Origin of the sequence: Ornithinibacillus salinisoli (assembly GCF_042684965.1) — a bacterium.
GTDB classification, from domain to species: Bacteria; Bacillota; Bacilli; order Bacillales; family Amphibacillaceae; genus Ornithinibacillus; species Ornithinibacillus salinisoli.
In genome coordinates, this window is the sequence record NZ_JBHUMI010000012.1 from 1 (window position 1) to 14,781 (window position 14,781).

General features: G+C 36.1%; 15 protein-coding genes, 1 rRNA gene, 1 pseudogene, 1 riboswitch and 2 other annotated features. Of the genes and pseudogenes, 8 read left to right on the top strand and 9 right to left on the bottom strand.

The genetic code is table 11. The features are described from left to right. Together ACFSTA_RS07080 and ACFSTA_RS07085 are read right to left on the bottom strand one after the other, a co-directional pair. Positions 1 to 319 (bottom strand): 16S ribosomal RNA (locus ACFSTA_RS07080); the annotation flags it as partial. A gap of 615 nt (positions 320 to 934) precedes the next feature. Further along, positions 935 to 1,402, bottom strand: a complete 468-nt coding sequence (locus ACFSTA_RS07085; protein ID WP_377555901.1) for a hypothetical protein — start codon at positions 1,400 to 1,402, stop codon at positions 935 to 937. A 250-nt stretch (positions 1,403 to 1,652) separates the two neighbouring features. Here ACFSTA_RS07085 and ACFSTA_RS07090 point away from each other — a divergent pair, with 250 nt between their 5' ends. From ACFSTA_RS07090 to ACFSTA_RS07100, 3 genes are all read left to right on the top strand, one after another. Continuing rightward, positions 1,653 to 2,570 (top strand): YncE family protein, encoded by a 918-nt coding sequence (locus ACFSTA_RS07090; RefSeq protein ID WP_377555902.1) that lies wholly within the window; start codon positions 1,653 to 1,655, stop codon positions 2,568 to 2,570. Positions 2,571 to 2,686: 116 nt separating this feature from the next. Then, positions 2,687 to 2,882 (top strand) — a binding site (T-box leader). Positions 2,883 to 2,955: 73 nt separating this feature from the next. After that, positions 2,956 to 3,153: a binding site (T-box leader), on the top strand. A gap of 61 nt (positions 3,154 to 3,214) precedes the next feature. After that, the gene (nhaC, locus tag ACFSTA_RS07095; protein ID WP_377555903.1) at positions 3,215 to 4,636 is read left to right on the top strand and encodes a Na+/H+ antiporter NhaC; all 1,422 of its coding nucleotides are present in this window, start codon (positions 3,215 to 3,217) and stop codon (positions 4,634 to 4,636) included. Further along, positions 4,633 to 5,499: an MBL fold metallo-hydrolase gene (locus ACFSTA_RS07100; RefSeq protein ID WP_377555904.1), complete on the top strand. Its 867-nt coding sequence runs from the start codon at positions 4,633 to 4,635 to the stop codon at positions 5,497 to 5,499. Before nhaC ends, ACFSTA_RS07100 begins: the two co-directional genes overlap by 4 nt. A gap of 61 nt (positions 5,500 to 5,560) precedes the next feature. On the opposite strand, the pseudogene ACFSTA_RS07105 reads toward ACFSTA_RS07100, so the two are convergent. The 3 genes and pseudogenes from ACFSTA_RS07105 to ACFSTA_RS07115 all read right to left on the bottom strand — a co-directional run. Further along, a pseudogene (locus tag ACFSTA_RS07105) lies at positions 5,561 to 5,656 on the bottom strand (NUDIX domain-containing protein); the annotation flags it as partial. A gap of 96 nt (positions 5,657 to 5,752) precedes the next feature. Next, a complete protein-coding gene (locus ACFSTA_RS07110; protein WP_377555905.1) occupies positions 5,753 to 6,244 on the bottom strand; it encodes a GNAT family N-acetyltransferase in 492 nt (163 codons plus the stop codon). 206 nt (positions 6,245 to 6,450) lie between these two features. After that, on the bottom strand, positions 6,451 to 7,503 hold the full coding sequence (locus tag ACFSTA_RS07115) for an FUSC family protein (RefSeq protein ID WP_377555906.1): 1,053 nt from the start codon (positions 7,501 to 7,503) through the stop codon (positions 6,451 to 6,453). A gap of 379 nt (positions 7,504 to 7,882) precedes the next feature. Here ACFSTA_RS07115 and ACFSTA_RS07120 point away from each other — a divergent pair, with 379 nt between their 5' ends. Then, positions 7,883 to 8,263 carry a DUF6376 family protein gene (locus tag ACFSTA_RS07120; protein WP_377555915.1) on the top strand — a complete coding sequence of 127 codons (381 nt, stop codon included), beginning with the start codon at positions 7,883 to 7,885 and terminating at the stop codon, positions 8,261 to 8,263. Between the two features lie 280 nt (positions 8,264 to 8,543). Here ACFSTA_RS07120 and ACFSTA_RS07125 read toward each other — a convergent pair whose 3' ends face one another. Beyond that, a complete protein-coding gene (locus ACFSTA_RS07125; RefSeq protein WP_377555917.1) occupies positions 8,544 to 9,344 on the bottom strand; it encodes a protein kinase domain-containing protein in 801 nt (266 codons plus the stop codon). Between the two features lie 116 nt (positions 9,345 to 9,460). Continuing rightward, positions 9,461 to 10,006: a flavodoxin family protein gene (locus ACFSTA_RS07130; protein ID WP_377555908.1), complete on the bottom strand. Its 546-nt coding sequence runs from the start codon at positions 10,004 to 10,006 to the stop codon at positions 9,461 to 9,463. Positions 10,007 to 10,195: 189 nt separating this feature from the next. After that, a riboswitch (TPP riboswitch) is annotated at positions 10,196 to 10,299 on the top strand. A 100-nt stretch (positions 10,300 to 10,399) separates the two neighbouring features. On the opposite strand from ACFSTA_RS07130, the gene ACFSTA_RS07135 reads away from it, so the two are divergent. Genes ACFSTA_RS07135 through ACFSTA_RS07150 form a run of 4 tightly spaced genes read left to right on the top strand, consistent with a single transcriptional unit; the run spans position 10,400 to position 13,959 of the window. Continuing rightward, positions 10,400 to 10,990: a YkoF family thiamine/hydroxymethylpyrimidine-binding protein gene (locus tag ACFSTA_RS07135; protein ID WP_377555909.1), complete on the top strand. Its 591-nt coding sequence runs from the start codon at positions 10,400 to 10,402 to the stop codon at positions 10,988 to 10,990. Between the two features lie 15 nt (positions 10,991 to 11,005). Then, positions 11,006 to 11,611 carry an ECF transporter S component gene (locus ACFSTA_RS07140; RefSeq protein WP_377555910.1) on the top strand — a complete coding sequence of 202 codons (606 nt, stop codon included), beginning with the start codon at positions 11,006 to 11,008 and terminating at the stop codon, positions 11,609 to 11,611. Next, entirely contained in the window at positions 11,592 to 13,196 is a 1,605-nt protein-coding gene (locus ACFSTA_RS07145; RefSeq protein WP_377555911.1) for an ABC transporter ATP-binding protein, read from the top strand. Before ACFSTA_RS07140 ends, ACFSTA_RS07145 begins: the two co-directional genes overlap by 20 nt. Continuing rightward, complete coding sequence (locus tag ACFSTA_RS07150) at positions 13,180 to 13,959, top strand: energy-coupling factor transporter transmembrane component T family protein (RefSeq protein ID WP_377555912.1); 780 nt, start codon at positions 13,180 to 13,182, stop codon at positions 13,957 to 13,959. The genes ACFSTA_RS07145 and ACFSTA_RS07150 overlap by 17 nt, the downstream gene beginning before the upstream one ends. A 66-nt stretch (positions 13,960 to 14,025) precedes the next feature. On the opposite strand, the gene sspO is transcribed toward ACFSTA_RS07150, so the two are convergent. Then, positions 14,026 to 14,169 carry a small acid-soluble spore protein O gene (gene sspO / locus ACFSTA_RS07155; RefSeq protein WP_377555913.1) on the bottom strand — a complete coding sequence of 48 codons (144 nt, stop codon included), beginning with the start codon at positions 14,167 to 14,169 and terminating at the stop codon, positions 14,026 to 14,028. 111 nt (positions 14,170 to 14,280) lie between these two features. Next, the coding region (locus ACFSTA_RS07160) for a transposase (RefSeq protein WP_377555914.1) at positions 14,281 to 14,781 on the bottom strand (501 nt) is incomplete at its 5' end.

Sequence of the window (14,781 nt, forward strand, 5' to 3'; positions counted from 1 at the left end):
CTCAGGTCGGCTACGCATCGTCGCCTTGGTGAGCCGTTACCTCACCAACTAGCTAATGCGCCGCGGGCCCATCTGTAAGTGACAGCCGAAGCCGCCTTTCATCTTTCTACCATGAAGTAAAAAGTATCATCCGGTATTAGCCCCGGTTTCCCGGAGTTATCCCAGTCTTACAGGCAGGTTGCCCACGTGTTACTCACCCGTCCGCCGCTCGTTCCACAAGCGTCACCCCGAAGGGATCTGCTTGTTTCCCGCGCTCGACTTGCATGTATTAGGCACGCCGCCAGCGTTCGTCCTGAGCCAAGATCAAACTCTCCATAGAAAACTCACTTTTGGTATTTTCAAAAGTGAAGTTGCACTTGTGCAAATAAGAACGAGTTCTTATTGTTTGCCAAAAAAGTTTGTATATGATTGACACCAATCAATCATATGAAAGTTCTTAGCTACTAGAAACACTAGCTTCTAGATTTGTTGCTTTTTAGAAAAACAGGGTTGTTTTTCTGTCTTAACATACTGGTTGTTTTGTTCAGTTTTCAAAGAGCAATTTTTGTGCGTTGCTATTTAACGAGCAACTCTTATATAATATCAAACTCACAAAGTAAAGTCAATAACTTTTTTGCCGAAATGAGTCGATTAGTTTCGCCTCTCAAAAAAGCGACTTTAATAATATATCAAACTATCATATGCAATGTCAAATGTTTTTTAAATAAATTATAACATCGCGACCAATAATTCGCTTAATCGTATTATACCCCTACCGCCAATACAGAAAAAAACATCGCAATTAGCAGCGGATATTCATCATACATCCACTGCTTACAAAAGTCAACAAAATCTCGGTAACAACTTTTTCCATTTTTTCTACACAATTCTACAACTACTATATTCATAGCTTGATAACTTTTTTGCATTTATATAGTACAAATAAATCCTCATATCATTCATTTACTTCTAAAATAACATCCCCGTAAACCTGACCATCAAAAACAATCTCATACCTCCATAATCCGCTATGAGGTAACTCGATAACAGTCGTAAATTCATTTAGACTATCGTAACCTGGACTTGGTTCGGTTATTTCCTTCCGGGATAATGCTTCTACACGGTCACCAGTATCTTTGTGATATGCGTAGATCGCTAGCTCTTTATCTTTATACGCTTCAAAAGGCTCGGTAAAACTAATCATATATCCAACAGGCTTGCCCGCGGATAGTCCTGGATCAGGAAAAATACTAAATAATACCTCTTCGTTTTCTACATAGTCAGTTCTAATCTCCCAATTAATAGAAGGCTCTTCCGGATTAATTTCACTCTCATCATCTGTCACAGTTTCCTTAGAACATGCAGAGACTATTGTTAACATAATAAATAAAACCCCAAATAGATTATATTTTCTATAAAACATGATATTGTTGCACCCCCATATATATAAGACGAAAAACTATCATAAAAGGTTTCAATTAATAAATCCTGTCACTTGTCATTTTTTGACAAGTGACAGGCACCTATTTTGTTTTCACTGGATACCATTCTGCTTACTCTAAGTAACACTTCGAAAGAGTTCACTAACACATATTTCTAAACTCGAAATATTCAACAGCCGAATTAAAATATGATAAAATAGAAATAATTCTAATAATAAGGAGGTAACTACAATGCCAGAACATCTTATCGTATTAAACAAGGACGAAGACACTATTTCAGTTATAGATTTAGAAAAACATGAAGTCGTAAATACAATTGAAACGTCACATAACCCACATGAAATAGTAATTACTCCTGATGGGAAAAAATCTTATATAGCATGTTCCTTAGGTAATAAGGTTGATATTATAAACAACGAAACGTTCGAAATCGTTAAGCGACTGGAACATCCTGACTTTAATTTCCCACATGGTGTTGGACTTACGCAAGATGGGAGTAAGCTTTACTTAGCTTCTACATATAGTGAAAAAGTATTTATTATTAATACTCTTACAGATGAGATTGAAAAGATAATCCCTACTAATCAAAAGCTTTCCCATATGATTTCATTTTCACCAGACGGTAATACAGTATATGTACCAAATATAGGTAGCAATAATATAACAGTGATTAATGTACAGTCTGAAGAAATAACAACACATTTCCCTGTTGGACCTGGGCCAGAAGGAGTAGCGGTTCACCCAAACGGAAAACACATTTATGTTGCCAATCAAGATGATGACACGATGCATGTAATAGATATGGAAACGTATGAAGTATTATATAAGCGTAGGGTTGGAAATATTCCTGTTAGACTAGTGTTCTCCCAGGATGGGAAATATGCACTAATCGCTAATCGTGGTTCTGGAGATATATCTGTTATAGAGACGGAACAGAAAATAAATGGACAAGTTAGGCCTTGGGAGATTAAGAGAATCCCTGTAGGTATCTGGGCCGGGGGAATTGTTTTTAATAGAGATGGATCCTATGCATATGTTGCTAATAATAAAACGAATGACGTTTCTATCATTAACATGAACACACTAAAAGAAGAAACACGGATTGATGTAGGCATTCATCCAGACGGTATTGCATACGTAAAAAAATAATTATTTTCGGTGCCTGTCACTTGTCATTTTTTTACAAGTGACAGGCACCAACTTTTTTGAAATTTCTTCTTGACAGGTTTGTTATTATCAACTATTATGTTATTTAACTTTAATACGTAAAAGCGTTGAATTGTTATAGTAGCTTATACATTCGTTGAAATTTAGAGACCTAGTGGGTGGTGCAAACTAGGCAAGATGTATAGTGAAGTACAAACATGGAGCTGACTTTTCCGGTTTCGGCCGTTATCTATACGAGTGAGCAGATTTTTTCTGCTAACTAGGGTGGTACCACGGAGAGCTTCCGTCCCTTTTTTGGGGATGGAGGCTCTTTTTTTATTTACCATTAAAACTGTGATTATCATCCAATCTATACAATTTCATACAAACAAATGCAATGAACTATTCCAGTAGCTTATACATCGTTGAAAATATTAGAGACCTGGTGGGTGGTGCAAACCAGGCAAGGTGTATAGCGAAGTACAAATAGGGAGCTGTTTTTACCGGTTTCGGCCGTTATCTATACGAGTGAGTAGATTTTTTTCTGCTAACTAGGGTGGTACCACGGAGAGCTTCCGTCCCTTTTTTAGGGATGGAGGCTCTTTTTTATATATTTTTAAAATAGAACCAAAACATCAAAGGAGGAAATGGAATTGAACAAAGATATGTCAGTTAGTTTAGCAATTATTCCAATCATAGCGTTAATGACGGCAGCTGCTTTATCTATATTTGTATGGGAAGCTGGAATGCATTTCCCATTAATTATTGGCATTGTTGCGGCTGCATGTGTAGCAATGATATGTGGATCCAAATGGGAAGATATCCAAAATATGATGGTAAAAGGCGTATCCATGGCATTACCTGCTATATTCATCTTATTAATTATCGGTACGATTGTTGGTTCATGGATTGCAAGTGGGGTAATACCAACAATTATCTACTACGGTCTATCCATCATTAAGCCCGAAATTTTTGTACCTGTTGTTGCGCTTGTTACTGGAATAGTTGCCGTAACACTTGGAAGTTCCTTTACTTCCATTGCGACAGTTGGGCTTGCTTTTATGGCAATTGGACAAGGACTTGGGTTTGATCCCGGTCTCGTTGCAGGAGCTGTGATCTCTGGCGCATTTTTTGGAGATAAATTATCTCCCCTGTCAGATACAACGAATATTGCTCCAGCCATGGCGGAAACGGATTTATTTAGTCATATAAAACACATGCTTTGGGACACTCTCCCTGCATTTTTCGTTACGATCATACTGTACTGGATTGTCAGCAATACAGGCTCAACAAGTGGAACTGCGGATGCAAACGCAATTCAGGACATAACTACCGGTTTGAATGGGGTGTTTAACATCCACCCCCTTCTCTTGCTCGTTCCCGTACTCACCATTGCATTAATGTTAATGCGTACACCTGCAATCCCAGCTTTAATGGGAGTTGGTATGTTAGGAGCAATTCTAGCTGTCCTAACACAAGGAGTTTCCGTTTCATCTATCATTCAAATCATGACTAGTGGGTATAACGGTGAAACAGGTATTACAGCGCTAGATACCCTTCTTAATCGCGGAGGGCTTACTTCAATGCTGGGAACCGTTGCACTAGTGATATTAGCAACTTCTCTTGGAGGAGTCTTAGAAAGTTCAGGTGCTTTTGAAGTGTTAACTCGTAAAATGATGAAGAAGGTGAAATCTACAGGTTCTTTAATAACCTCTAGTATTCTTTCTACTTTTGTTGTTGCGTTTGCTAGTGGAGCACAGTATTTAGCAATTATTTTGCCAGCTAGGTCATTTGTGAATAAATATAAAGAAATGGGTATTGATACGAAAAATCTCTCCCGTGCTGTGGAATCAGCTGGAACCGTGGGGATTAACCTCGTACCATGGGGTGTTCCTGCATTTTTTGTAGCGGATAACTTTGGGCTAAGTCCAGCAGAATTTATTCCGTTTGCGTTCTTTGCTTTTCTAGTACCGCTAGTTAATATTCTATTTGGGTTTACAGGATGGACAATCGCTAAAAAAGATTATACAGGCGTAACCTCAAACCAAAAAGGAGAGCAATCGGCATGACACATTCAATCATAACAATATTGGGAACCGCTCAAGATGGCGGTATCCCACATCCTAACTGCTTTTGTGAAAATTGTACCAACGCCATTCGTGATCCTGCTTTCAAACGGAATGCTGCATCACTAGCGATCATTCTTCCTGAAGAAAACAAATGGCACTTAATCGATGCAACACCTGATCTAAAAGAGCAACTAGCTAGGTTACAAATCAAGCATAGTCTACAAGGAAACATCATGGAAAGTATCTTTTTAACACACGCACATGTGGGACATTATCCGGGATTATTATTTTTAGGTCGCGAAACAATGAACACAGATACTATTCCGGTTTTCGCTGGGGAAAAAATGAAGAACTTGTTAGAACAAAACAATCCATGGAGCCAACTGACCGAACTAAAGAATATCCGCGTGAAAAAAATAGCGGATGGGCAACTCCTCCCTATCTCTGATCGCATTATAGTGAAACCCATTGCAGTTCCCCATCGGAATGAATTCTCGGAAACATTTGGGTTCTGGATTGAGGGTTCTAACAAAAAAGTGCTTTATATACCTGACATTGATCGCTGGGATGAATGGGATATCAATATTTACGATGCATGTATGGAAGCAGACATCTGTTTACTAGACGGCACCTTTTATGCAGAAAAAGAACTGCAACATATTCATAGAGATTTTCACGAAATCCCCCATCCATTAATGACAGAGACAATGAATAGACTACAGGATTTAACTAGTAAAACAGAAATATTTTTTACCCACTTCAATCATTCCAATCCTGCTATACATGCAGATGGAAAAGTGAAAGAGGAAATCGAAGGTAGAGGATTTAAAATCGCTGTTGAAGGTATGGAAATAATAATATAGTAGAAAGAGGGAGACTGGCAAGATTCTCCCTCTTTCTACTTACACAAATTTTATTGAACTACTATTCATAACCAGTCTCTTTTTGAAAGCTTCTAATAGCTGTATCTTTAAAAGTTTCTCCGTTTTCAATAGAATCCTTTGGCAAACTCCATACATGTTTATTTTTCCTAAATGCACTTTATTTTTTAGTATGACAACTCTCCACTTGCTAAGTTATGTTCCAAGGGTCTCCTTCTTGCTATCCGCAAGAAATCTAACATCCTCCAATCAGGGAGTCTGTATGAAATTCTTGTACCGATCTTCTATCTTCATCATATCTTTCTACAACATTTCCATCTGTTAATTGATAGATCAAATTTCTCCAAAACGCCTGTGCACGGTAATTTTTTTCTGTTTGTGTAACAATCCAATTCCCAGGGAATAAGTTAAATATTTTTGTAGCTGTTATTTTACCGTACCCCTCCCCATTATATTTTGCGACAATGAAGAACTCATGTATTGTATTCGGCCTTGATTCTGTTTCACTTTCTACAAGCGCAAAACCAATTAGTTCATTATCAAATTTGATAAAAAATGCATGGTAATTATTTTCATTCCAATACTTATTTAGGTTAAAAGGTTTATATGTACCATTTTCTTCTAACTTGATTTGAGGAATATGTTTACTAAACTCATAGATATAATATTGGATGAGATTATGAAGAATTTTTTCATCTTTTTCGGTAATCTTTTCTAAAAAAATCAAGTTATACCCTCCATCTGTTTGTGAACATTTTATTCTATATTATATAGGAAGAAAGTAGGGAAATTCGTTTTCTTACTGAAGATTTACGAACAACCTCTATAGACATTTTAGCATATTATTTTATTCATATTATAATTTATTAAAAATGTTAAAAATTATTATCCAACATAAAAAAGAGCGAAACCTATTTCATTTCGCTCCCAATCTTATTTAATTCTTTTCTCTTTCAATTCCTTCACCCGAACAAACTTTTCTAGCTTATCTAATTCGAAAAACAATTCGATAATACTATTTGCAATTGGAAAAACAAACGTCCATTTTGAAAACTCCGACCCTTGTAATTCCTCGATAAGATTATTAATTGTGACTTGCATCGCTGCTTTTGTTTCCTTTTGCAAATCTTTATCAAGCACAATTTTATCTTCATATAATAATAGAATGTTTTCACTATAGCTATTAATTTCGTTGACAAGTTTCTTAATCAAATAGGATTTATTACTTGTGCTTTTTTCAACTTCTACCAGGTTCTTTTCTAAATGCTTAATTAAAGTCTGTTTTTTAATTAAAACTTGAATCATATGCTTATAGATTATAATGTTTCGGAAAAAACAAATACGATTTTTTATAAAAAGCCGATTTCTCTCATCAGAAATGATTTCATAATAATCGTTTGCTTGATCAATTAATTTATCTATTTCCCTGTCCTCAGCTTTCATTTGTGGAACACTCATCGTTTTGTTTGGGATGACACGCAAAAGGAAATTCGTTTTTTCACTAGCACGCTTGATCATTTTGAATAAGTTCTTCTCATGATTTGGCGGAAATACAATGACATTAATAATGAATGCAGATAAAACGCCAATCGCCACAAGTGAAAGTCGCTCTATAATATAAAGGAAACTTATCCCATCACCATGTCCTAACATCATCGTAATAATCGTTAAAACTGTCAAGCTTACCGTTTTATATAAACCTAGCTTAATGTTTATTGCGATGGATATTATTACAATAGCCCCCACCGATAATGGGTGAGTTCCAAGTAAAAAATAACCAAATAACGCAAATAATAGACCTACACTATTGGATACAAGCACCTCTTTAATGTAGGTATAAGACCTCATAATCGATGGCTGCATCGCTAAAACAGAAGCAATTGCTGCAACAATTTCCAACTCCAACCCCAATACACCCGTAACTAACAATGACAAAGCCACCGCAAGACCCGTCTTCACCATACGCGGGCCAATATTAAACTCCATTTCTCGCACCTCTTAATTCGGTGCCTGTCACCGACATAATTCGACAGGTGACAGGCACCGACAATTGTAGATAGAACTATTATAGTGATTTCCTTGATTCTTTTCAACAGAATCTTTTGTTGTTACACTTGTTACTGAAACTATATTTGTTTCTGCGTACAAAAATTACTAGTATTTTTTTCGATGTTTTCAAAAGTAAAATTGAACCTTTTACACAAAGTTAGTTCCAGGGTGATTTTTAAGCTTCTTATGCTATAATTATGGGAACAAAATTTAAAATCAACATCATTATCATAATCTGTATGTAGCGAGGTGAAGTAAACTGAAAAAAATATTTTATAGTTTAGTTATTTTTCTGTTTTTTATTTCCGGATGTTCCATATTAGAGGAAACAAATAATACATTAAACTATGTTACAGAAACCACAGAATATTTTAATGAACTAAATAATTTTGCGGAAGAAACGTCTACACTTATTAGCGGAAAAAGCACAAATAATGAACTTCAAACCGAACTAGAGTCTAAGTTAACTTCATTAGAAGAAACAATCAAGGAATATAACACTATTGAAGTTCCATCAATTGCTGAGGGAATTCACCAGGATATTACAAATAAAAACGAACAGCTTATAGAAATCATTAATGAAACACAGCAGAATGGTGAAGTAGCTATCGATCAATTTAAGGAATCGGAAATTTACCAAACGATAGAGAATTTAACAAGCTTAAAGGATCAACTAGAGCAATTAGGAGTTGAATAACGGTTTATTTGTATATATTAAGGAAAAATATGGTAATTAACAGTTACCCGAAGAAAGGTTGGTAGTTATGTTTAAAAAGATTATGAAACAGATTAAACACTTATCACAAGATAGTAGCCACCGAAGACATCGTCACTATCACAAGGGAAATAGTAGTCATAGAAAATCCAGTTTCCACAATGGTAGTAGCAATAGTGACAGAAGGTATAAACAAAACCCTATGAGCGGAAGTAAACGGTATAAGCGTAAAGGCTGGGGAAGTAGTAGTTAATATCTCAGGCTAACTACTACTAATCGCCTTTAACGCTTCTTGTATATCCGCTTTAATTTCGTCTGAAGTTGAATATTTTTCGTTTAAACCAAGCAAACGTTTCAATAAATATACAGTTTCATTTTCTAATGAAAGTTCTTCTGTCCATGGAAGAGCTTTTTTATTTTCTTTTGTATATGTTGTGTAAAGTAAATAAAGTAAGATATCTCCCAAATCAAAAAAGTCCTGTTGTTTTAATGTCATAGAATTACCATGTGTTATTTTCCTTGATTGCCTTTTATCAGGATCAGACTTTACTAATCCAAAATCAATCAGATGTGGTCTGGCTTCTTTCATCACAATATTTGGTAACCGTAGGTCCAAATGGTACATATCGCTTTGATGAAGTTCATCAACCAGCTCTAGTATTTTAAGTATTAATAGTAATGACTGTTTTTCATTATAAGATATATTTTGATTAAAAATTTGATCGTTTAGATTAAATCCATCAATGAATTCCATGACATAAAAACGGTTGTTATTAATTAAAAAGGAATCATAAACCTTTGGCATTCTATTATGGTTTAAAGTCCGCATGACTGAAATTTCTTGTTCAAACAATTCGATCTCTTTTTTATTCCGACTTTTACTTGGACGTAGCTGTTTAATAACTTTATTATCATTTTCAATCAAATCTTTACAATGGTAAACCATACCATAGCTACCAGTTCCAATTAATTCTAATACTCTATACCTTCCCTCAATAATTTCATCTTTCTTAAACGGCCTATCTTTAATGAACTGATAAACTTTGCGAATGGAGCGAATTATTGAAAATCACCTCTTTTCAATCTTTTAACCGTAACAATTTCGTAGCTTGTCACAAGGTGCCTGGCACCGACAAAATTCGACAGGTGACAGGCACCTTTTATTCCTTCCCATTCTTTTTATTTCGTTTTCAATTGGTCGTTCCAGAGTTTGGCTTTTGCTATTGCTTCTGTATCTGTCAAAATATCTTCTGGTTTATTGCCATTACCGATTATATAATCCACAAATTCCATGCCAACATATTCAAATATATAATTAAATTGTTGGATTAATGGTAATGCTGCAATTTTAGGATCGGGTTTATTTCCGGCAACAATAACATATGCTTTTTTCTTACGCATTTCTTCTTTAAAGTCAAATCGATGATCCCTCATATACTGACTCCATCGATCAAAGAAAATTTTCATCTGTCCAGACATACCAAACCAGTACGAAGGCGTAGCAAATACAATCGTGTCATGCTTTAGAAATTCGAAAAATAATTCTTCATAATCATCTTCTACATAACTGAATCCCTCATCGGTATGACGCTCATCAACAATAGGATCTATTTTTTTATCCAATAAATATATAGTTTGATGGTTAACGCCATCCAAAACCTTATTCGTTAAGTACTCCGTATTTCCATTCCTTCTTGAACTTCCAAGCAATGCCATAATACGCATAAACGATAACCCCTCTCTAAACTAAACTCATAAAATCTAGCATATTATGATGATATTGTGTCATAACCATAGTGTATAACACCGATTTCCATTCGTAAAATTGCTTGATTGCCCTTCGACAAAATTCGACGGGTGACAGGCACCGAGATTTCTGTTATTCTTATGGTGTAACTTTAAAACTGTATATCGGTAGGACACTAGGGGAGCTACGATTTGGTGGCTGAGAAGGCTATGCCTGACCCTTAATACCCGATCTAGATAATACTAGCGTGGGGAAGTGTGGTTCGCTGTATGACTATGATATTGGTTATCTGTGTTTACATACGTGCAAACTGCATTCCCACGGGAGTGCAGTTTTTTTGTTATACAAAAAAACATCAAGGAGGAAATATTATGAATAATTATTGTGGAACAAGTCGAATCGCGGGGTGCCAATTTACTCTTTATCCCATGAGCGACAAATTTGTTGACATCATCTTAACAGCCTTAGATGAGGTTGATACATCAAAAGTATGGAAGGACACAGATGATGTCAGCACATGTATTCGCGGGAAAATGGTACATATTTTTGATGTTACAAAGGCTATTTTCCTACATGCAGCAAAAACTGGTGAACACGTAGCTATGAGTGGAACATTTTCAATTGGTTGCCCAGGAGATACGGATGCAGATGTTTATATGGATGAAACAGATCATCCATTGAACGAAAAAAAGTCTTCCAACCTTACCCAGCAGGCTGGATGTAAATTTGCTCTCTACCCTATGGGAAGAGAAGATTATATGGATGCTATTTACGAACAAATTGACCTGTCCAAAAGTCGTGGTGTTCAAGTAAGTCATTCCCATTACGCCACAAGACTGGATGGTGACGTTCAACATATTTTCCAAGCCTTGCACGAGTCGTTTGCAAGTGTTCAAGAGGTCGTATCACATGTGACTATGACGTTTACAATTTCAGCAAACAGTCCATCAAATAAAAAATAAGGAGATGATCAGTCTATGGTTAAGCAATGGAAATTAAAAGAAATCGTATTAATGTCTATATTAGGTGTTGTATTTGCGGGGATTTATTTACTATTTTTCTTTATCGGGCAAGGCATTCGTAATGTTCTTACCCCATTCGGCCTAGCTCCATTTGGATACGAAATCATTTTCGGTATTTGGTTCATCGTATCTATCATAGCAGCTTATATTATTCGTAAACCAGGTGTAGCATTTACCGCGGAAGTTATTGCAGCAGCTGTGCAAGTATTAATGGGCTCTCCTGCAGGACCTGCGTTAATTATTACAGGAATTATTCAAGGTGCAGGAGCAGAACTAGTTTTTGCTGCAACGAAATGGAAAAATTATCGTTTAATCACTCTCATGTTAGCAGGAATGTCAGCAGCATTTTTCAGCTTTTTATGGCATCTATATTCATCAGGAAATATAGCCTTAGCTCCAACGATTATCTTTGCAACCTTTATTGTTCGTCTGATCAGTGGTGCATTACTTGCTGGCGTACTAGGTAAATGGATTAGTGAACAGTTAGCCAAAACAGGAGTACTTCGTGGTTATGCCTTAGGAAAGGAGCTGCAAGAGAAGCGTGAGAAGAATACCGCTTAATCGGTCTGAAAAGCCATTACTACACGTTGACCAGTTTGCTTTTGCCTATGAAAATGTAAAAGAAAAACCTGTACTAAACAATATAAGTTTTACGTTATATGAAAACGAAGTGACCTTACTAATGGGCGCTAGTGGTTCTGGTAAAAGTACCATCTCACTATGTTTAAACGGACTATATCCAGAAGCAGTTGAAGGGTTTACCAAAGGAAATATATATTTTGAAGGAATAAATATAAGCGAATTTTCAAAAGGAGAACTCAATCAACAAGTGGGAATCGTATTTCAAGACCCTGAGAGTCAGTTCTGTATGATTACCGTTGAAGATGAACTCGCCTTTACCTTAGAAAATATAAACATCCCTGCATCTGAAATGCCACAACGAATCTCGGAGGTACTTCAAGCAGTTGGAATGGAATCATTTGGTAAGGAAAAGTTCCATCAACTTTCTGGTGGACAAAAACAAAAAATCGCCTTAGCAGCGGTATTGCTTCTTGAACCAAAGCTACTCATTCTCGATGAACCAACAGCAAATCTAGACCCTGTTTCCAGTATGGAATTTATCCAATTAATCCATCGAATAAAACAAGAACGTGGATTGTCCGTATTCATCATCGAGCACCAAGCTGATGATTGGATGGATATGATAAACCGTGTCATGATACTTGGACACGATGGAAATATTGTCGCTGATGATCAGCGTGACGTAATTTTTAAGGATAAAAAGCAATTATTAGAAAGAGAAGGCATTTTTCTTCCAAGGTCACATCACGAATCGTTTTGGGATGTCAACACCGGGTCCACCACCTTCTCTAACCAAGAAGTATGTTTATCGGTTCAAAATGTAACCTTCAAACGCAAGAAAAATGTTATTCTTGAAGGTATTAATTTAACCATACAATCAGGGGAATTCATGGCGATCATTGGAGAAAACGGTGCAGGGAAATCAACACTTTTACAGTTAATCGCCGGGCTGTTAAAAGCGGAACAAGGTAAAATCGAGTTATTTGGAAAACCTATTTCGAAGTGGAAGGAAAACTACCTAAGGAAACGAATTGGTTATGTTTTTCAAAATCCAGAGCACCAGTTTATTACAGACACCGTTTACGATGAAATTACTTTTGGCTATCAATTAAACGGATATGCTCAAATGGATATGGATGAAAAAGCACTTCATCTACTGAAACAATTCCAACTGGAGAATCAAAAATTCAGCAATCCTTTTTCATTAAGTGGTGGACAAAAAAGAAGACTTAGTGTAGCGACAATGCTTGATGAAACGCCAGATATTTTATTGTTTGACGAACCAACATTTGGTCAAGATGCCCAGTCAACGAAAGAGCTAATGCGTATGATCAAGGAGCTACAATCAAGCGGAACCGCTGTTGTGTTTGTTACCCATAATATGGATCTCGTTGATGCGTACTGTGAGCGAGTCATCGTGATGTTAGATAAAAAAATAGGTTTTTCTGGATCACCACAGGAGCTTTGGAGACAGGAAAAGATACTGGAAAAGTCACGATTACGCTTACCATATCGTATACGCCATAAAGTGGGAAAAGGAGAAAAATATGATTTCGTCCATTAATCCTTCGATAAAAGCATTCGCTATTTTAATTCCGGGCATATTACTAAGTCTTACATTCGATATATTTACGCCACTTGTATATTTAATATTTACTATTGCCGTTACATTTTTATTTACAGAAATCCCCTTTAAAAAGTGGATAAAAATATACGCTCCGTTTATTTTCGTTGCACTTGGGTTTGCTTGGATGACAACCCTTTATGCAAGTGAAAATTTTTCCGGAGGAGATGTCCTTTTCAAAATTTGGATGTTTGAAGTGACAACTGGTAACATGATGGTTGGAATTAGCCTAGCACTTCGATCACTTTGTTTCGTTGCCCTATCCCTATTATTTATTCTTACGACCGATTCTACTAAATTTATGTTAAGCCTAATGCAGCAGTGTAAGCTTCCACCTAAAATTACGTATGGTGTTTTGGCTGGGTATCGATTTTTACCAACCTTCCAAAACGAAATGCAAATATTAAGGCAAGCACACCGGATACGAGGTGTTGGTAGGTCTCGTGGAGTGGAGGATAAGTTAGGTCAATTTAAACGTTATTCCATTCCGTTACTTGCAAACGGAATACGAAAAGCAGAACGAGTAGCAATTGCGATGGAGTCCAAAGGTTTTACGGGTACTACTGACCGTACACATTACCATAAAATGACCGTAAAAAAACGGGATTGGATCTTTTTCACCGTAATGATTGGAACCCTTTTTATTGTTGGCGGAATATCCTATGCCCTCGGATATTTAAATATTTTCGGCACAAAGATGTAATAGTAACTTCTAGATAAGGTGCCTGTCACTTGTAAAAATTTTACAAGTGACAGGCACCTCTAAATTTTATTGCCGTTTTTTCTTTTTTTTATTATTGTGTTTTTCATTTTCTGTTAGGGGTTCGTTGGCAAATTCGTGATCAAATTGGCGTGATAAATTCTTTCTTACTTTTTGTTCATCACTAAAGCTATTATCTTTCTGTTTACTCATTTCGCAACACCTCCAAATATTATTGTTGCTCTTTATCCAAGTAGTATGTACGAGTCACCAAATTAAAAAGGTTCTACGTCAAATGTTGGGATGGCGATTAATTTTGCCACTTTACCCAACATGTAACCCAACTTCTTTATACTGTCTTGCTAATAAGATCTTCGCCCTAAAACGTTTAAAACTTCTAAAACCATATGCATTTCTCTTTATTACCTTCGTGGTATTATTAATACCCTCTAAAAAGCCGTTAGAATAGTCATATACAAAACTATTTAATATTTCTACCTGCCAGTTTTGAAACTTCTTGATACTACTAATCATTTCAGGAATTCCTGAGTTTATAACCTTTTGGTAAAAGGAATGTAGACCTTCTTTTACTTGGACTATTTGCTCTTTACCGATTAATTTTGCTTTATCAAACCATTCTCGATATGCTTCCTTTAATTCGTAGGCATCTCTTAACTCTGTAGACATGTTTAAATATTTTTCTAAATGCCAGAGCTCCTCTTCCTTTAAACGATCCTTCGCTTTATGAAAGACATGTTTCATACGTTTACACTTCTTCCGATCATAATCATGAAAGTCTTGTTGAATTCGTCTTCGCACTCGGTC

Coding starts and splice junctions, on each gene's coding strand:
- ACFSTA_RS07090 (WP_377555902.1), top strand. CDS start 1,653: ATGCCAGAACATCTTATCGTATTAAACAAGGACGAAGACACTATTTCA.
- ACFSTA_RS07150 (WP_377555912.1), top strand. CDS start 13,180: ATGATTTCGTCCATTAATCCTTCGATAAAAGCATTCGCTATTTTAATT.
- ACFSTA_RS07140 (WP_377555910.1), top strand. CDS start 11,006: ATGGTTAAGCAATGGAAATTAAAAGAAATCGTATTAATGTCTATATTA.
- sspO (WP_377555913.1), bottom strand. CDS start 14,169: ATGAGTAAACAGAAAGATAATAGCTTTAGTGATGAACAAAAAGTAAGA.
- ACFSTA_RS07100 (WP_377555904.1), top strand. CDS start 4,633: ATGACACATTCAATCATAACAATATTGGGAACCGCTCAAGATGGCGGT.
- ACFSTA_RS07085 (WP_377555901.1), bottom strand. CDS start 1,402: ATGTTTTATAGAAAATATAATCTATTTGGGGTTTTATTTATTATGTTA.
- ACFSTA_RS07135 (WP_377555909.1), top strand. CDS start 10,400: ATGAATAATTATTGTGGAACAAGTCGAATCGCGGGGTGCCAATTTACT.
- nhaC (WP_377555903.1), top strand. CDS start 3,215: ATGGAATTGAACAAAGATATGTCAGTTAGTTTAGCAATTATTCCAATC.
- ACFSTA_RS07130 (WP_377555908.1), bottom strand. CDS start 10,006: ATGCGTATTATGGCATTGCTTGGAAGTTCAAGAAGGAATGGAAATACG.
- ACFSTA_RS07115 (WP_377555906.1), bottom strand. CDS start 7,503: ATGGAGTTTAATATTGGCCCGCGTATGGTGAAGACGGGTCTTGCGGTG.